Source organism: Micromonospora sp. RHAY321 (genome assembly GCF_023896955.1).
In the GTDB taxonomy this organism is placed as follows: domain Bacteria; phylum Actinomycetota; class Actinomycetes; order Mycobacteriales; family Micromonosporaceae; genus Micromonospora.
In genome coordinates, this window is the sequence record NZ_JAMHIW010000014.1 from 115,441 (window position 1) to 134,691 (window position 19,251).

The following is a 19,251-nucleotide window of genomic DNA, read 5'->3' on the forward strand; positions in this document are numbered from 1 at the left end:
CACCCGCCCCCGTACGCGGGGGCGGGTGGGTTGTCAGGAGGTCGAGAGTCGGCGGAGGCGCGTCACCGCTTCGGTCAGGATCTCGGGGCGCTTGCAGAAGGCGAAACGGATCAGCCGCCGGCCGGCCTCGGCGTCGTCGTAGAAGACCTGGGTGGGCACCGCCACCACACCGCAGCGCTCCGGCAGCGAGCGGCAGAACTCCACCCCGTCCCGGCCGCCGAGGGCCGTGACGTCGGCCGTGACGAAGTACGTCCCCTCCGGTGCGAGCACGTCGAAGCCGGCGTCGGTGAGACCGCCGACGAGCTGGTCGCGTCGCTGCTGGAGCCCGTCCCGGAAGCCCGTGAAGTAGTCGTCCGGCAGGGCCAGCGCCACGGCGACCGCCGGTTGCAGCGGTGCGGCGTTGACGAAGGTGAGGAACTGCTTCACCCGCAACACCGCCGAGACCAGCGCCGCTGGACCGCTGACCCAGCCGACCTTCCAACCGGTGCAGGAGAACGTCTTGCCCGCCGAGGAGATGCGCAACGTGCGCTCCCGCATGCCGGGCAGGCCGGCCAGCGGCACGTGCGGGCTCGCCGCGTCGGTGAAGACCAGGTGCTCGTACACCTCGTCGGTGACCGCGTACGCGCCGTGTTCCTGGCACAGCTCGGCGATCAGCGCCAGCTCGGCCGGCGTGAAGACCTTGCCCGTCGGGTTGTGCGGCGAGTTGAGCAGCACCAGCCGGGTACGCGGCCCGAACGCGGCCCGCAGCGCGGCCGGGTCGAAGGCGTACCGACCGTCCACGGCGGGACGCAGGGTGACCGGCCGCCGGACCGCGCCGGCCAGCGCGATCGAGGCGGCGTACGAGTCGTAGTACGGCTCGAAGCAGACCACCTCGTCGCCCGGCTCGCAGAGGGCGAGGATGCTGGCTGCGACCGCCTCGGTCGCCCCGGCGGTGATCACGATCTCGCCGTCCGGGTCGTACGCCAGGTCGTGGAACCGCTGCTGGTGGGCCGAGACCGCCGCGCGCAGGGCGGGGATCCCCGGCCCGGGCGGGTACTGGTTCTGCCCGCCACGCAGCGCCTCGGCCGCGGCGGCCAGCATCTCCGGTGGGCCGTCGGTGTCCGGGAAGCCCTGCCCGAGGTTGACCGCGCCGGTCCGTACGGCGAGGGCGGACATCTCGGCGAAGATCGTCGTGCCGAACGGCCGCATCCGGGCCACCAGCGGGTCGACATCGGTGCTCGTCGTCACCTGCGCCAGCCTACGGGCACCCACCGGCCGCAACCCAGCCTCACTCGGGCGTGCAGGTGGTCATCCAGTAACCCAGGGTCCGGTCGACCACCGGGCTGCCGCTGCCGGTCATGGTGAGCGTGCAGTCGAGCGGGCCGTTGTTGTCGATGTCGGACCAGATGGCCTCCACCATCACCCGGCTCTGGCCGCTGGTTCGGATGGTGGTGCGCCAGGGCAGCTTCGCGCGGTCGACGTGGATGAGGTCGCTCTCGGCGTCGTAGTACGAGATGTCCGCCTCCCCGTTCCCGGTGATCTCGTAGACCACGGTCACGGGTGCCGGCCCCGACGTCGGTCGGGTGATCGGCTTCTTGCTGGGTGTCGGCGCGGTGGTGGTCGGTGCGGTGGTCGGCGGGGACCAGCGGTCGTCGTCGAAGGGACCATCGTCGTACGGGTCTTCGGCGACCGGGTCCGGGGCCAACAGGCCGATCAGCGGGCCGGCCGCGCAGAGGCAGCCGCAGAGGGCGAGGGTGACCGCCGCGACGACCGCGACGACGATCCCGACCATCCGGCCGTTGCCGCCCGACGGGGGACCGCCCTGCGGATACCCGGGGTAGAGGTAGGGCGGCGGGTAGCCGGGTGGCGGCCAGCCGGACGGTCCGTGGCCGGCGGGCGCCCAGCCCGACGGTGGATAGCCGGCAGGAGACGGGTCGGTGCCGGTCGACGGGGGCAGCGGCCCGGGCGTCCACGGGGGCGGTGGTGCCCAGGGCTGGCCGGGGGCCAGCGGGTCGGGCGCCGGATACGCGCCCGGCGAGGTCCAGTCGGATGTCGGGTTCGTCGGCTGGCTGCCCGCAGCGGATGGGTCCGGGGACGGCGTCGGGTCCGGGGGTTGCGTCGGGGACGGATCGGGCGGGGACGCGTCGGACATGGCTGCTCCGGACGAGAGGGGGTATGGGACGAACGGGCCAGGGAAGGGACGCGCCGCACCCGCCGAGAGACTGTCGCACCCGCAGGCCCGTCCGCAACCCCGTCGCCCCGGGGCGGTGCGACGGGGCCGGAAACTCGTCCCCGTTCCGACCTGGTAGCCACCGATCGCTCAGATCCAGTGATTGTTTAGGCGACTTTCGAGCAACCATGGTGAGCGAAACTGGGTTAGGCTGCGGGCCATGTGTGGAATCGTGGGATACGCGGGCGCGCGCCCCGCACTCGGCATCGTGCTCGACGGGCTGCGGCGGTTGGAATACCGCGGCTACGACTCGGCGGGCGTCGCGATCGTCTGCGACGACCAACTGCTGACCGAGAAGAAGTCCGGCAAGCTGGCCAACCTGGAGAAGGTGCTCTCCGAGCGGGCCGCCGACGATCCGACCTCCTGCGCGGCGAGTCCGATCGGCATCGGTGACGGCACCACCGGCATCGGGCACACCCGCTGGGCCACCCACGGCGGCCCGACCGACCGCAACGCCCACCCGCACCTCGCCCCCGACGGCCGGGTGGCGGTGATCCACAACGGCATCATCGAGAACTTCGCCAAGCTCCGCGCCGAGCTCGAGGACGACGGCGTCCAGTTCACCAGCGACACCGACACCGAGTGCGCCGCGCACCTGCTCTCCGCCGCTCTGGCCGACCTGCGCGCCGCCGGCCAGTCGGACAGCCCGCACCTGCTCGCTGCCGCCATGCGGGTGGTCTGCCAGCGGCTGGAGGGCGCGTTCACGCTGCTCGCCGTCGACGCCAGCATCCCGGGCGCGGTCGTCGGCGCCCGGCGCAACTCGCCGCTGGTGGTCGGTCGCGGCGAGGGGGAGAACTACCTGGCCAGCGACGTCGCCGCGTTCATCGAGCACACCCGGGAAGCGGTCGAGCTGGGTCAGGACCAGATCGTCCTGATCACCGGTGACAGCATCGAGATCACCGACTTCGACGGCCAGCCCGCCGCCGGCAAGGACTTCCACATCGACTGGGATTCCTCGGCCGCCGAGAAGGGCGGCTACGACTACTTCATGCTCAAGGAGATCGCGGAGCAGCCGCAGGCGATCGCCGACACCCTGCTCGGCCGGCTCACCGAGACCGGTGAGATCGCCCTGGACGAGGTCCGCCTCAGCGACCAGGACCTGCGCGACGTCGACAAGATCTTCATCGTGGCCTGCGGCACCTCCTACCACGCCGGGATGGTGGCGAAGTACGCCATCGAGCACTGGACCCGGATCCCCTGCGAGGTGGAGCTGGCCAGCGAGTTCCGCTACCGCGACCCGGTGCTCGACCGCTCCACGCTGATCGTGGTCATCTCGCAGTCCGGCGAGACCATGGACACCCTGATGGCGCTGCGCCACGCCAAGGAGCAGAAGGCCCGGGTGCTGGCCATCTGCAACACCAACGGCTCCACCATCCCCCGCGAGTCCGACGCCGTGCTCTACACCCACGGTGGCCCGGAGATCGCCGTCGCCTCCACCAAGGCGTTCCTCACCCAGCTCGTCGCCTGCTACCTGATCGGCCTGCACCTGGCCCAGGTACGCGGCATCAAGTTCGCCGACGAGGTGGGCGCGGTGGTGGCCCAGCTCCAGGAGATGCCGGGCAAGCTGCGCGAGCTGCTGGACCGGATCGAGCCGGTCCGCGAGCTGGGCCGCGAGCTGAAGTCCGAGCCGACCATCCTGTTCATCGGTCGGCACGTCGGCTACCCGGTGGCCCTCGAGGGTGCGCTGAAGCTCAAGGAGCTGGCGTACATGCACGCCGAGGGCTTCGCCGCCGGTGAGTTGAAGCACGGCCCGATCTCGCTGATCGACGAGGGCACCCCGGTGATCTGCGTGGTGCCCTCACCGGTCGGCCGGGGCATGCTGCACGACAAGGTCGTCTCCAACATCCAGGAGGTCCGGGCGCGCGGCGCGCGGACCATCGTGATCGCGGAGGAGGGCGACGAGGCCGTCGTCCGGTACGCCGACGACCTGATCTACGTGCCGCGTACGCCGACGCTGCTGGCCCCGCTGGTCACCACGGTGCCGTTGCAGGTGCTCGCCGCCGAGATCGCCGCGGCCCGGGGTCACGACGTGGACCAGCCCCGCAACCTGGCCAAGTCGGTCACCGTCGAGTAGCCCTCCGTCGATGTTCTGAGCCCCGGTCATCGCACCCGCGGTGGCCGGGGCCTCGTCGTGGGGCGGGCGGACACCGGCTGCGCGGCTGTCGCCCTCAGCGGCCGAGCACGACACGGGCCATACCGTCGAGTGCCGGGTTGCCCGGGTCCCAGTAGCCGGCGTGCCCGCGCCGGTCGCTGGGGAAGACCCGCCCGCCGAACCCGGGATCGGCCGGATCATGGCCGAACCACAGCTCGTGCCCCGTACGGTCGGGCCAGCCCAGCACGGTGGCGAGCGGAGCCGCGCCGAGCAGCGCCCGCCGGGCCAGCTCGTCGGCGGGCCGGGCCAGCCGGATCACGTCGTCGGGGGCGCTGCTGGCCCAGACCTGCCCGGGCGGCACACCCAGCTCGGCGGCGTGCGTCGCGCCGACCCCGGGCGAACCGACGAAGACCAGCGCATCGGCGGCCAACCCGTGCTCCCGGGCCGCCGTGCCCACCACCAGCGAGCCGTAGCTGTGCCCGAGGACGGTCTGCCGTGCCGGCGGCCCCTCGTGGCTGACCCGCAGCCCCTCCTGGAAACGGTGCAGCGCCGGCCCGGCATCCCGGGCCTGGTCGGCCGAGGCCGCCTCGGGCAGGAAGTCCGGTGCGTCGTAGTCGAGCCAGAGCACCGCCGAGCTGCGTTCACCCGGGGCGAGCGCGGCGCACCGGTCCAGGACCCGCGCCGCCCTGCTCAACTCGCCGGGAGCGTCGTCCAACCCGGCCGTCATCCCCGGCACGTAGGTCAGCACCCGGTCGGCGTGGTCCGGATCGCCGAGCGCCACCACCGCCCGCCCCTCGCCGGCCGGGTCCAGCCCGAGCAGGTACGCCCGGGGCTCCCCGGCCGCCGCCAGCCGCCCGGTCAGCGTGTCCAGACCGGCCAGCCGCGCCGCCACCGCGCGCAGCCGCACCGACGCGGCCGGCCCCGGCGGCACCCGGGCCAGCAGCCGCCGGCGCTCGGCCAGCAACTCCTCGCGCCAGGCACCGAGACGCAGCCGGTTGGCCTGGTCGCGGGCGGCCACCGGCACTCCGTCCAGCCGGCCGACCAGGGCCGGCTCGTGCCCGACCAGCCACCGTCGCTGCGCCGGTGTCAACCCGGACCACCAGGCGCGGACCAGCGCGGGAGCGGCACCGGGAGCCGGCCGGCCGGGCGGTGGCGGGGACGCCCAACCGGACCCGGCGGCCCGGGCCAGCTCGTCCAACCGGTCGGCAGCGGTGCGGTCGGCCGCGCCGGCCCGGTCGAGCGCGTCCCGCAGCGCCGCCGCCACCCGCGCCGCCGCCGTGCCGGCCCGCTCGGTCGGCCGGACCCGGGTCGGATCAACGTGCACGCCGCCCGTCCGGTCCACCACCAGGCCGGCCGCGTCGGCCAGGGCGACCGCCTCACCGAGCCGCGCCTTCGCCACCACCAGCCGGCCGGCCAGCTCGGCGAGCACCTGGTCGGCCTCGATCAGGGCTGGCGCCACCGAGGTCAGCTCGTCGCGCAGGCCGACGAGCCGGGCGTCCGCCGCCGTGGCGGCCGCACCGGACCAGCCGCCCCGCAGCCGCCCGGCGGCCCCACCCACCTCACCGGCACGCCGCTCGACCGGCCCGGTCAACCCCGCCCAGGCAGCCCCCGCGGCCCGCCACCCGGCCGGATCGGCGGCCCAGAGCTGCCGGTAGCCGACGGTGGTCACCGGGGAATACCGGCGAACCGAGCGGCGGCCCGGTCGTCGACCGTCTCGTACGCCTCCGCCGCCGCCCGGACCCCACCGGCGGTCGTCGCCACCCGGGCGCCCAGCCGGCAGAGCCAGGCGTGGCCGGCCGCCTCCAGCCCGGCCAGGGCGGCGGAGGCCCGCCAGCCCGGCGCCGGCACCAGCAGCCCGGGCACCCCGGCCAGGCCCAGCGCCAGACGGTGCGCCTCACCGTCGAGCGCGACGGCCACGGCGCGCAGCTCCTCCGGTTGAACGGTGAACGGCTCCTCGGTCATGACCACACCCCCGTGGACGATCGACATCGACGCGCCGACGCTAGGCGTGGCAGGGGCGGCCGGGAGTTCCCTGTGGACAGCCGGCGGCGGGCGTACCCCGGCCTGTCCACAGGCGTTGTCCACCGCGGTCCCGACGGCTAATCTGCCGCCTCCACCGCCGGTAGGGTGGTCTGGTGATCGTCGCTGTCGGCATCGACGTCGTCCTGGTGGACCGGTTCGCCCGGGCACTGGCGCGGACGCCGCTGCTCGCCGACCGGCTCTTCACCGAGGCCGAGCGGCACACCAGCTCCGGCAGCCCGCGCTCACCGGAATCGCTCGCCGCCCGCTTCGCCGCCAAGGAGGCCGTCGCCAAGGCGCTCGGCGCGCCGGCCGGGCTGAGCTGGCACGACTGCGAGATCGTGCCCGACCCGGACGGCCGCCCCTGGCTGACGGTCACCGGCACGGTCGCGGCGGTGGCGGTCGAGCGTGGGGTCAACCACTGGCATCTCTCGTTGTCGCACGACGGCGGGATCGCGTCGGCGATGGTGGTCGCGGAACAATGACGTCGGCCGGGTGGGCCGTCGCGGCCCGCCCGAGAAACGGATTGGGACACGCATGAGACCGGTGTGGCGGGTGGCCGACGTACGGGCGGCCGAGGCGGGGCTGATGGGCACGCTGCCGGAGGGCACGCTGATGCAGCGGGCCGCCGCCGGGTTGGCCCGCCGGGCCGCGCTGCTGCTCGCCGAGCGCGGCGGGCTGTACGGCGGGCGGGCCCTGCTGCTGGTCGGCTCCGGTGACAACGGCGGCGACGCGCTGTACGCCGGGGAGCGGCTGGCCCGCCGGGGCGTCGCCGTGACCGCCCTGCTGCTCACTCCCGGTCGGGCGCACGCCGCCGGGCTGGCCGCGCTGCGGGCCGCCGGAGGCCGGCTGGTGGACCGACCGGTCGGGCCGGTGGACGTGGTCCTCGACGGCATCGTCGGCATCGGCGGCAGTGGTGGCCTGCGGACGAACGCCGACGAGGTGGTGCAGCGGCTCGGTGAGCTGCACGGGCGGGACGGCCGTCGGGCCACCGTGCTGGCGGTCGACGTGCCGAGCGGGGTGGCGGTGGACACCGGGCACGTGCCGCTGGCCGCGTCCGGCCGGCCCACCGCGGTCCGCGCCGACGTGACGGTGACCTTCGGCGCACTGAAGCCCGCCCTGGTCGTGGGGCCGGCCGCCGTCCTGGCCGGGCACGTGGAGCTGGTCGACATCGGGTTGCGGCCGTGGCTGCGGGGCACCCCGGCGTTGCGGGTCACCGAGTGGTCCGACCTGGTCGACTGGTGGCCGAGGCTGGGTCCGGCGTCGGAGAAGTACACCCGGGGCGTGGTCGGCGTGGCCACCGGCTCGGCGGTCTACCCGGGAGCGGCGGTGCTCTCCGTCGGTGGGGCGCTGGCCGGGCCGACCGGCATGGTCCGCTACGCCGGCGGCGCCCGGGCGGAGGTGCTGCACCAGCACCCCTCGGTGATCGCCACCGGGCGGGTCGCCGAGGCGGGCCGGGTGCAGGCCTGGGTCTGCGGCTCCGGGTTGGGCACCGGCGAGGATGCGGCGGCCGAGCTGCGCGCCGTGCTCGCCGCACCGGTGCCGGTGGTGCTCGACGCCGACGCGCTGACGCTGCTCGTGGACGGTTCGCTCGCCGACCGGCTGCGCGGCCGGGACGCGCCGATCGTGGTCACGCCGCACGACCGGGAGTTCAGCCGGCTCTGCGGGGAGGAACCCGGCGCCGACCGGGTCGGCGCGGCACTGCGGCTGGCCGCCTGGATGAACGCGGTGGTGCTGCTCAAGGGGGACCGCACGGTGATCGCCACCCCGGACGGTCGGGCGTACGTCAACCCGACCGGCACCTCGGCGCTGGCCACCGGCGGCACCGGTGACGTTCTGGCCGGGCTGCTCGGCTCGCTGCTGGCGGCCGGCCTGGCCCCCGAGCGGGCGGCGGCCGCGGCGGCGTACCTGCACGGGCTGGCGGGCCGGGAGGCGGCTCGCGGCGGGCCGGTGACCGCGCCGGACGTGGCGACGGCCCTGCGCCCGGTCATCGCCCGGTTGGGCTGAACGTGCCGGTATCGAGCCGGCCGACCGGATCGGCGGTAGGGACGTGCGTCGCCGCCCACGGTGATCACGGCGGAAAGTAGGCTTGGCGCATGTGGCAGGCCGAGGTACGCGTCGATCTTGACGCGATCCGTGCGAACGTGAGCCGACTCCGCGCCGGCACCACCGCCGAGCTGATGGCGGTGGTCAAGGCCGACGGGTACGGCCACGGCATGCTCCCGGCCGCCCGCGCGGCACTCGACGCCGGAGCGGACTGGCTCGGTGTCTGCACCCTCGACGAGGCGCTCACCCTGCGCCGGGCCGGCGTGACCGCGCCGGTGCTGGCCTGGCTCCTCGCTCCCGGGCTGCCGCTGCACGAGGGCGTCAGCGCCGGGGTGGACCTGGCCGCCGCCAGCCTGGGGCAACTGGACGAGATGGTCGAGGCCAGCCGGCGCGCCGAGCGCCCGGCCCGGCTGCACCTGAAGATCGACACCGGGCTGTCCCGGGGCGGGGCGACCGTCGCCGACTGGCCGGCGCTGCTGGACGCCGCCGCCAAGGCGCAGGCCGACGGCCTGATCGAGGTGGTCGGCGTGTGGAGCCACTTCGTGTACGCGGACATGCCCGGCCACCCCACCACGGACCGGCAGTTGGCCGTCTTCCACGAGGGGCTGGCGATGGTCGAGAAGGCCGGCCTGCGCCCGCGCTGGCGGCACCTGGCCAACTCCGCGGCCACCCTGACCCGTCCGGACACCCACTTCGACCTGGTCCGCCCCGGGCTGGCCATCTACGGGCTCTCCCCGGTGGCCGGCGAGACGTACGGGCTGCGGCCGGCGATGACCGCGCGAGCCCGGGTGATGCTCAGCAAGCGGGTGCCGGCCGGCACCGGTGTCTCCTACGGGCACACCTACACGACCGAGACCGACGCCAACCTGGCCGTGGTGCCGCTCGGGTACGCCGACGGGGTGCCCCGCCACGCGTCCAACAGTGGGCCGGTGCAGCTCGCCGGCGCGCGGCGGACCATCTCCGGGCGGGTCTGTATGGATCAGTTCGTGCTCGACTGCGGCGACGACCCGGTGGCCGACGGCGACGTGGCGACGCTCTTCGGCAGCGGCGCCGACGGCGAGCCGACCGCCGACGACTGGGCCGAGGCGGTCGGCACGATCAACTACGAGATCGTCACCCGGTTCGGCAGCACGCGGGTGCCGAGGGTCTATGACGGCGAGAAACCATGAGTTACCGCATTCCACGCCCGCGGACCGCGGCGGGCAAGGTCGCCGGTCTGGTCGGTGCCGCGGTCGGCGTGGCCGCGGCCGGCCTGGCCGCGGGCGTCGCGACCGAGCGCACCCTGGTCCGCCGGCTCAAGGACGACCCGACCGACCGCTACGCGCACGAGATGTTCGGCGAGCAGCGGTACGACGACGCGTTCCGGCTGGAGCTGCCGGACGGCACGGACATCCACGTCGAGGTGGTCGAGCCGACCCGGCCGGTGCCGGGGCACCCGACGGTGGTGCTGGTGCACGGCTTCTGCCTGGACATGGGCACGTTCCACTTCCAGCGCAAGATGCTCGCCGCGCGCGGCGACTACCGGGTCGTGGCGTACGACCAGCCCGGTCACGGCCGGTCGGGGCGGCTGGAGACCGGCGAGTACGACCTCGCGGTGCTCGGCCGGACCCTGCGTCGGGTGATCGACGAGACCGCCCCGGAGGGGCCGCTGGTGCTGGTAGGCCACTCGATGGGCGGCATGACCATCATGGCGTTCGCCGAGTTGTTCCCGGAGCTGTTCGGTGACCGGGTGGTGGGCACGGTGCTGATGGCCACGTCAGGCGGGTTGGTCGCGGAGACGAAGCTCGTGGCACCGGCGCTGCTCGGCCGGGTCGGCGGTCCGGTGCTGTTCATGGTCAGCAACGCCACCCGGTACGGCGGGCCGGTGATCGACAGGGCGCGCAAGTCGACGTCGAACGTCGCCTGGCTGCTCACCCGCAAGTACGGCTTCGGCACCCGCAAGCCCAGCCCGGCGCTGGTGTCCTACGTGGAGATGATGAACTCCCGGACGTCGGCCGACACGGTGACGCGCTACCTGCGGACCCTGGCCACCCACTCGCGTTTCCCGGCGCTCGCGGCCTTGGCGGCCACGCCGGTGCTCGTGGTGGTCGGCGACAAGGACATGATCACTCCGGTGACCCACTCCGAGGAGATCGTCCGGCGGCTGCCGCACGCCGAGTTCGTGAAGATCCAGGACAGCGGGCACGTGGTGATGCTGGAGCATGCGGACGAGGTCAACGCCGCGCTGGCGCGGTTCCTCGAGTCATTGCAGAGCGTGGAGGAACGGTGAGTCACGTCGTCAAGTTGTCGACCGTCGAGGACACCCGGGAGTTCGGTCGCCGGCTGGCCGGGCTGCTGCGCGCCGGTGACCTGGTGCTGTTGACCGGCCCGTTGGGCGCCGGCAAGACCGCGCTGACCCAGGGCATCGGGGCCGGGCTCGGGGTGCTCGGGGACGTCACCTCGCCGACGTTCGTGATCGCCCGGGTGCACCGACCGGACCCGACCCGGGGCGGTCGGGTGGCCCTGGTGCACGCCGACGCGTACCGGCTGGGCGACGCCACCGATCCGCGCGCCGAGATCGACGACCTGGACCTGGACGCCTCGGTCGACGAGTCCGTGACGGTTGTCGAGTGGGGCGAGGGGCTGGTGGAGCAGCTGGTCGACGCGCATCTGCGGGTCCGCATCGACCGCCGCGACGACGACACCCGCGTCGTGGAGTTGGACCCGGTCGGTGGCGACTGGGCCCGGCGGTTGGCCGACCTGGGTTAGGCCGGCGGGCCGCTGTCGTACCCGATGCCTAGAGTGCGGGGGTCCGACCCGCCGTGTGAGAGGTTCCTGATGCCCGACGACGCCCCCGCCCTGGATCTGCTGGCGCTGCTGCCGGAGCAGTGGCGTGCCGTGCTCACCCCGCACCTCGACGCGGCGCGCACCGCCGCGCTCGCCGAGTTCGTCGCCCGGGAGTACGCGACGCAGACCGTCTTCCCGCCGCTGACGGACCTGTTCTCGGCCTACCGGCTCTGCCCGCCGCAGGCCACCCGGGTGCTGATCCTCGGGCAGGACCCTTACCACCGGGCCGGGCAGGCGCACGGGCTGAGCTTCAGCGTCCGCGACGGGGTGGCCGTGCCGCCGTCACTGCGCAACGTCTTCAAGGAGCTGGGCGAGGACCTGGGCGTTCCCAAGCCGCCCAACGGCAACCTCAACGGCTGGGCCGCGCAGGGAGTGCTGCTGCTCAACGCGGTCCTGACCGTCCGTCAGGCCACCCCGGGCTCGCACGCGAACGCCGGCTGGGAAGAGTTCACCGACGCCACCATCCGGGCGCTGGACGCGTCGCCGGACCGGGTGGTCTTCCTGCTGTGGGGCGGGTACGCCCGCAAGAAGGCGGCCCTCGTCACCAACCCGCAGCACGTGGTGCTGGAGGCCGGCCACCCCAGCCCGATGAACCCGCGCGGCTTCCTCGGCAGCCGCCCGTTCAGCGCGGCCAACAAGGCGCTCGCCGACGCCGGCCTGCCCACCATCGACTGGGAGCGCACCGCCGGCTGACCGGGCGCCGGCCCACCTGGCTACGGGTTTCGCCCGCCGGCGAGCTGCCTGTCCCGGTAACGGCGCAGCAGGTCGCCGGCCCGCGGCTCGGTCAGCTCCAGCTCGGCGAGGGGCACGACCCGGTAGCCGCGCCCAGCGTGGCGCACCTCGATCGTCTCGGGCAGGTCGTCGCACATCGTCGCCCTGATCGCGCCGTAGCGGGTCGACCAGAGGTGCTGGCCCTGCGCCGGCTCGATGGTCGCCTGCCTCCGGACGGCGGGCCTCGCCCTGATGAGCGTGATACCTCTGAGGCATAAATATGACTCAGAGGTATCACGCTCTTCGGAGAATGTGCCGCCGACCCGGGGCCGGTGGCTGTGGGGCGGGGCGGGGCGTGACCGGGGCGGCGGGCGGGGCGGCTAGGCTGGCTTACCGTGCTCGTACTCGTGGTGGACAGCTCGACCCCCGCGGTGACCGCCGCGCTTGTGGAGGTCTCGGCGGACGACGTGGCGCTTCGGGCGCACCGGTGCACGGTCGACGCCCGCGCGCACGGCGAACTGCTCGCGCCCCAGGTCGACGCGGTCCTCGCCGACGCCGACGCGCGCCCGCGTGACCTGGGTGCGGTCGTCGCCGGGCTCGGCCCCGGGCCGTTCACCGGGCTGCGGGTCGGCCTGGTCACCGCCGCCACCATGGGCCAGGTTCTCGACATCCCCACGTACGGCGTCTGCTCCCTGGACGGGATCGGCTACCCGGCGGCCACCGGCGACCCGGTGCTGGCCGCCAGCGACGCCCGCCGCAAGGAGCTCTACTGGGCCGTCTACGACGGCGCCGGCCAGCGGATCGTCGGCCCCGAGGTATCCACGCCGGCGGTCGCCGCCGCACGTGCCCGTGAGCTGGGGGCGACGGTTGCGGTGGGTGACGGCGCACACCGGTACGCGGACACGCTCGGCCTGCCGGTCCGGGTGGAGCCGCGCTACCCGGACGCCACCGTGCTGGCGCTGCTCGCCGCCGAGCGGATCCGGGCCGCCGCGCCCACCGAGCGGCTCACCCCCCTCTACCTGCGCCGCCCCGACGCCGTGGCGGCCACCGCCCGCAAACCGGTCCTCCCGTGAGCGCGAGGAGTGAGCCGGGGTTGCGAGCCCCGCAGTCGCGAACAGTGATGACACCGTGAATGCTGTCCGGCTGGAGCGGTTCCGCTGGTGGCACATCGACCAGGTGCTGCCCATCGAGGCGGACGTCTTCGGCGCCGAACAGTGGTCGCCGGCGATGTTCTGGAACGAGCTGGCCAACGGGCACCACTACCGGGTCGCCACCGACGACGACGGGACGGTGCTCGGCTACGCCGGGCTCGCCGGGGCTCCGCCGGACGAGGTGTGGGTGCAGAACATCGCCGTCCGCCGGGACGCCCAGCGGCGCGGCGTCGGCCGTGCGCTGCTGGAGGAGCTGCTCGCCGAGGCGACCCGGCGCGGCGCCCGCAGCACCCTGCTGGAGGTCGCCGCGGACAACGCACCCGCCCAGCGGCTCTACGCGATGTACGGCTTCGAGCCGATCGGGGTGCGGCGCGGCTACTACCAATCGAGCAACACCGACGCGCTGGTCATGCAGCGCGACACCGAACCGACCGGGGACGGACCACACGACAATGGCTGACGAACCGCTGATCCTGGGCATCGAGACCTCCTGCGACGAGACCGGCGTCGGCATCGTGCGGGGGCACACCCTGCTGGCCGACGCGCTCGCCTCCAGCGTCGAGGAGCACGCCCGGTTCGGGGGCGTGGTGCCCGAGGTGGCCAGCCGGGCCCACCTGGAGGCCATCGTGCCGACCATGGACCGGGCGCTGCGCGAAGCAGGCGTCACCCTCGCCGACATCGACGCGATCGCGGTCACCTCCGGCCCCGGGCTGGCCGGCGCGCTGCTGGTCGGCGTGGCCGCCGCCAAGGGGTACGCGCTGGCCGCCGAGAAACCGGTGTACGGCGTCAACCACCTGGCCGCGCACGTCGCCGTGGACACCCTGGAGCACGGCCCGCTGCCCGAGCCCGCCATCGCGCTGCTGGTCTCCGGTGGGCACTCGTCCCTCCTGCTGGTCGACGACCTGGCCCGGGGCGTCACGCCGCTCGGCGCCACCATCGACGACGCGGCCGGCGAGGCGTTCGACAAGGTCGCCCGGCTGCTCGGACTGCCGTTCCCGGGCGGCCCGCCCATCGACCGCGAGGCGCGGGCGGGGGACGCCGCCTCGATCGCGTTCCCGCGTGGCCTGACCGCCGCCAAGGACCTGGCCGCGCACCGGTACGACTTCTCGTTCTCCGGCTTGAAGACGGCGGTGGCCCGCTGGGTGGAGGCGCGGCAGCGCGCCGGCGAGCCGGTGCCGGTGGCCGACGTGGCCGCGTCCTTCCAGGAGGCGGTCTGTGACGTGTTGACCACCAAGGCGCTGGCCGCCTGCCGGGCGAACGGGATCGAGACCCTGGTCATCGGCGGGGGAGTGGCGGCGAACTCGCGGCTGCGGGCGATGGCCGAGCAGCGGGCCGAGAAGTACGGCATCCAGGTCCGTGTGCCCCGACCGAAACTGTGCACCGACAACGGGGCGATGGTGGCCGCGCTCGGTTCGCACCTGGTCGCCGCAGGGGTCGCGCCGAGCCGGCTGGACCTGCCGGCCGACTCGGCGCTGCCGCTGACCACGGTCAGCGTGTGACGGGGGCCACGGACATGATCGTGCGGATGTGGGAGGCACGCGCGGAGGCGTACGGCGTCGCGGACCTGATCACCTGGGTGTGCGACACCGCCCTGCCCGAGTTGGAGCACGACCCGCTGCACGTGTCCAGTGAGGTCTTCTCCTCCACCGACCACCGGGTGGTGGTCATCTCCAAGTGGCGCAGCAACCCGCGCCCACTGCCCGAGCCGCCCGCCCTGCTGGTGGCCCGCGCTCCGCACTCCTGGGACTTCACCCAGGTCGACCGCTGACCTGTCGGGCCCGTGTTCGCCGTGAGCTGCGGCACGTCCGGGCGCTAATTGGTTCGCTGGTCGGGTGCCGGCCCCCTAGCGTCGAGCCGTCATGCGCTTCTCACCGGCCGGCGACCCCGGCGTTCCCGATACCCGGTCGGCCACCCGCTACCTGATCTGGCTGGCCGCCCGGCACAAACGGCTGTTCACCGCCGGCATCGCTCTCGGTGTGGTGTGGATGGTGGCGCAGGCGCTGATGCCGGCCGCCGTCGGCCGGGCCGTCGACGGTCTGGCCCGTCGCGACGAGGACACCCTTCTCACCTGGGGTCTGGTGCTGTTCGGGCTGGGCGTGCTCCAGGCGGTCGCGGGGATCCTGCGGCACCGGTGCGCCGTGCACAACTGGCTGGCCGGGGCGTACCGGACCGTGCAGTTGACCGTCGAGGCGGCGAACCGCCTCGGTGCGGCGCTGCCCCGCCGGGTGGCCGCCGGCGAGGTGGTGAGCATCGGCACGTCCGACATCGGGCAGATCGGGCACGCCATCGACATCACCGCCCGCGGTGCCGGCTCGCTGGTCGCCATCGCCACCGTCGCGGTGATCCTGCTGAACGCATCGATGCCGCTCGGGCTGGTCGTGGTGCTCGGCGTCCCGCTGCTGATGGCGGTGGTGGCGCTGCTCATCCGGCCGCTGCACCGCCAGCAGCAGGCGTACCGGGACGCGGAGGGGGCGCTGACGGCCCGGGCCGGCGACATCGTCTCCGGGTTGCGGGTGCTGCGTGGCGTCGGCGGCGAGCCGGTGCTCTCCGCCCACTACCGCAGCCGGTCGCAGGAGCTGCGGACACGTGGCCTGCGGGTGGCCCGGGTGGAGTCGCTGCTGGAGGCGGCGCAGGTGCTGCTGCCCGGTGCCTTCCTGGTGCTGGTGACGTGGCTGGGCGCCCGCTTCGCGCTGCGTGACCAGATCAGCGCCGGGCAACTGGTCGCCTTCTACGGCTACACCGCGTTCCTGGTCAACCCGTTGCGCAACCTCACCGAGGCGGTCGACAAGCTGACCCGTGGGCACGTGTCGGCCCGCCGGGTCGTCCGGCTGCTGCGGCTCACTCCGGAGCTGGTCGACCCGGCGCGGCCGGCGACGGTGCCGGACGGGCCGGGGGAGCTGGCCGATTCCGAGTCCGGGGTGGTGCTGCGACCGGGCCGGTTCACCGCGTTGGCGGCCACCGCCCCCGAGGACGCGGCGGCGATCGTGGACCGGCTCGGCCGGTACACCGATTCGGACGCGACGCTGCACGGCGTACCGCTGCGGGCGCTGGCGCTGGCGACGGTGCGTGAGCGGATCCTGGTGGCCGACAACGACGCACATCTGTTCACCGGCGTGCTCCGCACGGAGCTGGACCCGCACGATCGGGCCGACGACGAGGTGCTCGGCGCGGCCCTGGCGGCGGCGAGCGCCACGGACATCGTCGAGGCGCTGCCCGACGGGCTGGACAGCCCGGTGGCCGAGCGCGGTCGGGAGTTCTCCGGCGGGCAGCGGCAACGGCTGCGGCTGGCCCGCGCGCTGGTCGCCGACCCGGAGACACTGCTGCTGGTCGAGCCGACCAGCGCGGTCGACGCGCACACCGAGGCCCGGATCGCGCAGCGGTTGGCTGACGCCCGCACCGGCCGGACCACCCTGGTCTGCACCACCAGCCCGCTGATGCTCGGCCGGGCCGACCGGGTGCTCTTCGTGGAGGACGGCAAGGTGGTGGCCGAGGGGACGCACGCCGAGCTGCTGGACGGCGAGCCGCGCTACCGGGCGACGGTCAGCCGGGAGGAGGACTGATGGCCACCGCACTGCCGGTCGCCGACGCGCGGCAGGTCCGCCGGTACGCGCGGACGCTGGTCCGCCGGCACCCTCGTGCGTTGGCCGTCGCGCTGGGCCTGCACGCGCTGGCCGCCGCCGCCGGGCTGGTCGCCCCCCGGCTGCTCGGCGACCTGGTGCAGGGCATCTCGCAGGGTGTCGTGCAGTCCACGGTGGACCGGGTCGCGCTGCTGATCGGCGGGTTCGTGGTGGCCCAGTCGGTGCTGGTGCGGTTCGCTCACCTGGCGTCGTCCCGGCTCGGTGAGCGTGTCCTCGCCGAGCTGCGCGAGGAGTTCGTGGACCGCATCCTCGACCTGCCGCTGGCGACCGTCGAGCGGGCCGGCACCGGGGATCTGCTCACCCGTACGTCCCGGGACGTCTCCGCGCTGTCGCGGACCGTCCGCCTGGCGGTGCCCGAGACGTTGATCGCGGTGGTCACCGCCGGTTTCATCGTCGGCGCGCTGCTGCTGATCGGCCCGCTGCTCGCGCTGCCCTGCCTGCTGGCGGTGCCGCTGCTCCTGGCCGGCACCCGCTGGTACCTGCGCCGCGCGCCGGCCGGCTACCTGCGGGAGAACGCCGCCTACTCGGACATCACCGACGGGATCAGCGAGACCGTGGAGGGTTCGCGGACCACGGAGGCGTTGCGGCAGCAGGCGCGCCGCCGGGCCCGCAGTGACGTGGACATCCGCCGGTCGTACGCGGCCGAGCGGTACACGCTGAACCTGCGGACCGTCTTCTTCCCGGTGGCCGAGATCGGGTACGTGGTGCCGGTGGTCGCGACGCTGCTGATCGGCGGCTGGTTCTACCTGCGGGGCTGGGCCACTCTCGGTCAGGTCACCGCGGCCACCCTCTACGTGCAGCAGTTGGTGGACCCGGTCGACCGGCTGCTCTCCTGGTTGGACGAACTCCAGGTGGGGGGCGCCTCGATGGCACGCCTGCTCGGGGTGGCCCGCACCGGCGAGACTCCCACCGCCGGCGCGTCGGCGCCTGCCGCGCCCTCCGACGGCGGCCCGGAGCAGCTCGTCGCCCGGGACGTGCGGTACGCGTACCGCACGGGGCGGGACGTCCTGCACGGGGTGACGCTGGTGCCGCGGCCGGGGGAGAAGCTGGCGATGGTCGGGCCGTCCGGCGCCGGCAAGTCCACGCTGGGCCGGCTGCTGGCCGGGGTGCACGCCCCGCGCAGCGGCTCGGTGACCGTGGGCGGGCGTCGGCTGGACGAGTTGCCGTTGGACGAGCTGCGCTCGCACGTCGCCCTGGTCACGCAGGAGCACCACGTCTTCATCGGTCCGTTGCGCGAGAACGTGGCCATGGTCCGTCCGGGCGCCGACCTGGCGCAGGTGCGGGCGGCGCTCGCCGCGGTGGCCGCCCTGGAGTGGGCCGAGGCGCTCCCCGAAGGGCTGGACACGGTGGTCGGTGCCGGTGGACACCCGCTCTCCCCGGCGCAGGCGCAACAGGTGGCGCTGGCCCGGCTGGTGCTGGCCGACCCGCACACGCTGGTACTGGACGAGGCGACCTCGCTGATCGACCCGCGCGCGGCCCGGGAGCTGGAACGCTCCCTGGCCGCCGTGCTGGCCGGCCGCACCGTGATCGCCATCGCGCACCGGCTCTTCTCGGCGCACGACGCGGACCGGGTGGCGGTGGTGGAGGACGGCCGGATCACGGAGCTGGGCACCCACGACGAGCTGGTGGCGGCCGGCGGCTCGTACGCGTCACTGTGGCGCTCCTGGCACCACAGCGACGAGCCCGCCGACCGGCCCGCCACCAGCCAGGTCGACGGTCAGCTGCGGCGCAGCATCCGGTAGGTGGCGATCCCGCCGGTGCCCAGCGCGGCGAGGAACACCAGCCAGACGACGGTGCTGCTGACCCCGACCTGCGGGCCGGTGTTCGCGGCGGCGGCGGCGAGCAGGCCGTCGTTGCCGGGGGCGGGCAGCGCCGCCGGCGGCAGCTCGGGCCAGCGGACCAGCCCGGTGCTCTCCAGCATCTGCATGTGGTGCATCACGAACCCGTTGGCGTCGTCGCAGAGTTTGCGCACCGTGGCGTCCCGGGTGCTGGCCCGTACCGCGCCGATCACCGGGAAGATCTTGCCGTGTGCCACCCGGAGCCGGGTGACGAAGATCTGGTCGAACCGGGCGCCGGAGGCGTTCTGCATCTCCGACAGCCAGCCCTTCTGCTCGGCGGTCGGTTCGCTCGGGATGGTCGCGCCCAGCTTGTTGGCGGCGTCCACGACGAGCTGGTCGAGCCGCTGGTGCTCGTTGGCGATGCCCGCGCCGATCTCCCGGACCTTGGCCGACTGGCCCTTCTCGGCGGCCATCTGACCGGCTGGCATCTCCCACAGTCCGGCCAGCCGCACCCCGTTGAGCAGGGTCATGTCGGCGGCGTTGAGCTGCTGCCCGCCGGCGGGCGCGGCGACGGCCACGCCGGGCAGGACACCGACTCCCGCGATGACGGCGATGAGCAGCATCGCCGCCCGGTGGGTCCGGTTGCCCAGCCGGCGACGGGCGGATCTGAGCGGTGCCATGTCTGCGGTGCCTCCTCGGTGCCGACCGAAACGCGTCCGAACCGGGCAGCCGCACCTGTGCCGGCTGCCCGTCCGTCCACTGATACGGACTGACCGCCCGA

19 protein-coding genes are annotated in these 19,251 nt (G+C 74.3%); 13 read left to right on the top strand and 6 right to left on the bottom strand.

Annotation, left to right across the window (positions count from 1 at the left end; genetic code table 11):
• Positions 1–33: 33 nt before the first annotated feature.
• Both M8C17_RS24525 and M8C17_RS24530 read right to left on the bottom strand, forming a co-directional pair.
• Positions 34–1,227: a pyridoxal phosphate-dependent aminotransferase gene (locus M8C17_RS24525; protein ID WP_308209586.1), complete on the bottom strand. Its 1,194-nt coding sequence runs from the start codon at positions 1,225–1,227 to the stop codon at positions 34–36.
• Positions 1,228–1,267: 40 nt separating this feature from the next.
• Complete coding sequence (locus M8C17_RS24530; protein ID WP_252418907.1) at positions 1,268–2,131, bottom strand: MmpS family transport accessory protein; 864 nt, start codon at positions 2,129–2,131, stop codon at positions 1,268–1,270.
• Positions 2,132–2,369: 238 nt separating this feature from the next.
• On the opposite strand from M8C17_RS24530, the gene glmS reads away from it, so the two are divergent.
• Entirely contained in the window at positions 2,370–4,283 is a 1,914-nt protein-coding gene (glmS, locus tag M8C17_RS24535) for a glutamine--fructose-6-phosphate transaminase (isomerizing) (RefSeq protein WP_252418908.1), read from the top strand.
• A 94-nt stretch (positions 4,284–4,377) separates the two neighbouring features.
• On the opposite strand, the gene M8C17_RS32215 is transcribed toward glmS, so the two are convergent.
• Positions 4,378–5,970 carry an alpha/beta hydrolase gene (locus M8C17_RS32215; RefSeq protein WP_252418909.1) on the bottom strand — a complete coding sequence of 531 codons (1,593 nt, stop codon included), beginning with the start codon at positions 5,968–5,970 and terminating at the stop codon, positions 4,378–4,380.
• Complete coding sequence (locus tag M8C17_RS24545) at positions 5,967–6,263, bottom strand: type VII secretion target (RefSeq protein WP_252418910.1); 297 nt, start codon at positions 6,261–6,263, stop codon at positions 5,967–5,969. Before M8C17_RS24545 ends, M8C17_RS32215 begins: the two co-directional genes overlap by 4 nt.
• A 173-nt stretch (positions 6,264–6,436) precedes the next feature.
• Here M8C17_RS24545 and M8C17_RS24550 point away from each other — a divergent pair, with 173 nt between their 5' ends.
• From M8C17_RS24550 to ung, 6 genes are all read left to right on the top strand, one after another.
• Complete coding sequence (locus M8C17_RS24550; RefSeq protein ID WP_252418911.1) at positions 6,437–6,805, top strand: holo-ACP synthase; 369 nt, start codon at positions 6,437–6,439, stop codon at positions 6,803–6,805.
• A 52-nt stretch (positions 6,806–6,857) separates the two neighbouring features.
• Positions 6,858–8,327 (top strand): NAD(P)H-hydrate dehydratase, encoded by a 1,470-nt coding sequence (locus tag M8C17_RS24555; RefSeq protein WP_252418912.1) that lies wholly within the window; start codon positions 6,858–6,860, stop codon positions 8,325–8,327.
• Between the two features lie 89 nt (positions 8,328–8,416).
• On the top strand, positions 8,417–9,535 hold the full coding sequence (gene alr, locus M8C17_RS24560) for an alanine racemase (protein ID WP_252418913.1): 1,119 nt from the start codon (positions 8,417–8,419) through the stop codon (positions 9,533–9,535).
• Positions 9,532–10,635, top strand: a complete 1,104-nt coding sequence (locus M8C17_RS24565) for an alpha/beta fold hydrolase (RefSeq protein WP_252418914.1) — start codon at positions 9,532–9,534, stop codon at positions 10,633–10,635. Before alr ends, M8C17_RS24565 begins: the two co-directional genes overlap by 4 nt.
• Positions 10,632–11,114, top strand: a complete 483-nt coding sequence (gene tsaE, locus M8C17_RS24570; protein ID WP_252418915.1) for a tRNA (adenosine(37)-N6)-threonylcarbamoyltransferase complex ATPase subunit type 1 TsaE — start codon at positions 10,632–10,634, stop codon at positions 11,112–11,114. Before M8C17_RS24565 ends, tsaE begins: the two co-directional genes overlap by 4 nt.
• A 69-nt stretch (positions 11,115–11,183) precedes the next feature.
• Positions 11,184–11,885, top strand: a complete 702-nt coding sequence (gene ung / locus M8C17_RS24575; RefSeq protein ID WP_252418916.1) for a uracil-DNA glycosylase — start codon at positions 11,184–11,186, stop codon at positions 11,883–11,885.
• A gap of 20 nt (positions 11,886–11,905) precedes the next feature.
• On the opposite strand, the gene M8C17_RS24580 is transcribed toward ung, so the two are convergent.
• Positions 11,906–12,061 (bottom strand): hypothetical protein, encoded by a 156-nt coding sequence (locus M8C17_RS24580; protein ID WP_252418917.1) that lies wholly within the window; start codon positions 12,059–12,061, stop codon positions 11,906–11,908.
• A 237-nt stretch (positions 12,062–12,298) separates the two neighbouring features.
• Between M8C17_RS24580 and tsaB the strand changes: the two genes are divergently transcribed.
• The 6 genes from tsaB (at position 12,299) to M8C17_RS24610 (ending at position 18,434) form a co-directional block, all read left to right on the top strand.
• Positions 12,299–12,976 carry a tRNA (adenosine(37)-N6)-threonylcarbamoyltransferase complex dimerization subunit type 1 TsaB gene (gene tsaB / locus M8C17_RS24585; RefSeq protein WP_252418918.1) on the top strand — a complete coding sequence of 226 codons (678 nt, stop codon included), beginning with the start codon at positions 12,299–12,301 and terminating at the stop codon, positions 12,974–12,976.
• A gap of 55 nt (positions 12,977–13,031) precedes the next feature.
• A complete protein-coding gene (gene rimI / locus M8C17_RS24590) occupies positions 13,032–13,514 on the top strand; it encodes a ribosomal protein S18-alanine N-acetyltransferase (protein ID WP_252418919.1) in 483 nt (160 codons plus the stop codon).
• Positions 13,507–14,553, top strand: coding sequence for a tRNA (adenosine(37)-N6)-threonylcarbamoyltransferase complex transferase subunit TsaD (tsaD, locus tag M8C17_RS24595; RefSeq protein ID WP_252418920.1), 1,047 nt, complete (start codon positions 13,507–13,509; stop codon positions 14,551–14,553). The genes rimI and tsaD overlap by 8 nt, the downstream gene beginning before the upstream one ends.
• Before the next feature lie 14 nt (positions 14,554–14,567).
• Positions 14,568–14,822 (top strand): hypothetical protein, encoded by a 255-nt coding sequence (locus M8C17_RS24600; protein WP_074314499.1) that lies wholly within the window; start codon positions 14,568–14,570, stop codon positions 14,820–14,822.
• A 91-nt stretch (positions 14,823–14,913) separates the two neighbouring features.
• Positions 14,914–16,614 carry an ABC transporter ATP-binding protein gene (locus M8C17_RS24605; RefSeq protein WP_252418921.1) on the top strand — a complete coding sequence of 567 codons (1,701 nt, stop codon included), beginning with the start codon at positions 14,914–14,916 and terminating at the stop codon, positions 16,612–16,614.
• Positions 16,614–18,434, top strand: a complete 1,821-nt coding sequence (locus M8C17_RS24610; protein ID WP_252418922.1) for an ABC transporter ATP-binding protein — start codon at positions 16,614–16,616, stop codon at positions 18,432–18,434. Before M8C17_RS24605 ends, M8C17_RS24610 begins: the two co-directional genes overlap by 1 nt.
• Here the strand turns inward: M8C17_RS24610 and M8C17_RS24615 are convergent.
• The gene (locus M8C17_RS24615) at positions 18,410–19,150 is read right to left on the bottom strand and encodes a DUF4142 domain-containing protein (protein ID WP_252418923.1); all 741 of its coding nucleotides are present in this window, start codon (positions 19,148–19,150) and stop codon (positions 18,410–18,412) included. The two genes, M8C17_RS24610 and M8C17_RS24615, sit on opposite strands and share 25 nt — an antisense overlap.
• Positions 19,151–19,251: the final 101 nt, after the last annotated feature.

Excerpts from the sequence above, each read along its gene's own strand:
- M8C17_RS24545 (WP_252418910.1), bottom strand. The coding sequence starts at position 6,263 with ATGACCGAGGAGCCGTTCACCGTTCAACCGGAGGAGCTGCGCGCCGTG.
- M8C17_RS24555 (WP_252418912.1), top strand. The coding sequence starts at position 6,858 with ATGAGACCGGTGTGGCGGGTGGCCGACGTACGGGCGGCCGAGGCGGGG.
- M8C17_RS24600 (WP_074314499.1), top strand. The coding sequence starts at position 14,568 with ATGATCGTGCGGATGTGGGAGGCACGCGCGGAGGCGTACGGCGTCGCG.
- M8C17_RS24605 (WP_252418921.1), top strand. The coding sequence starts at position 14,914 with ATGCGCTTCTCACCGGCCGGCGACCCCGGCGTTCCCGATACCCGGTCG.
- M8C17_RS24610 (WP_252418922.1), top strand. The coding sequence starts at position 16,614 with ATGGCCACCGCACTGCCGGTCGCCGACGCGCGGCAGGTCCGCCGGTAC.
- M8C17_RS24580 (WP_252418917.1), bottom strand. The coding sequence starts at position 12,061 with ATGTGCGACGACCTGCCCGAGACGATCGAGGTGCGCCACGCTGGGCGC.
- M8C17_RS24565 (WP_252418914.1), top strand. The coding sequence starts at position 9,532 with ATGAGTTACCGCATTCCACGCCCGCGGACCGCGGCGGGCAAGGTCGCC.
- glmS (WP_252418908.1), top strand. The coding sequence starts at position 2,370 with ATGTGTGGAATCGTGGGATACGCGGGCGCGCGCCCCGCACTCGGCATC.
- M8C17_RS24530 (WP_252418907.1), bottom strand. The coding sequence starts at position 2,131 with ATGTCCGACGCGTCCCCGCCCGATCCGTCCCCGACGCAACCCCCGGAC.
- M8C17_RS24615 (WP_252418923.1), bottom strand. The coding sequence starts at position 19,150 with ATGGCACCGCTCAGATCCGCCCGTCGCCGGCTGGGCAACCGGACCCAC.
- tsaD (WP_252418920.1), top strand. The coding sequence starts at position 13,507 with ATGGCTGACGAACCGCTGATCCTGGGCATCGAGACCTCCTGCGACGAG.
- ung (WP_252418916.1), top strand. The coding sequence starts at position 11,184 with ATGCCCGACGACGCCCCCGCCCTGGATCTGCTGGCGCTGCTGCCGGAG.
- alr (WP_252418913.1), top strand. The coding sequence starts at position 8,417 with ATGTGGCAGGCCGAGGTACGCGTCGATCTTGACGCGATCCGTGCGAAC.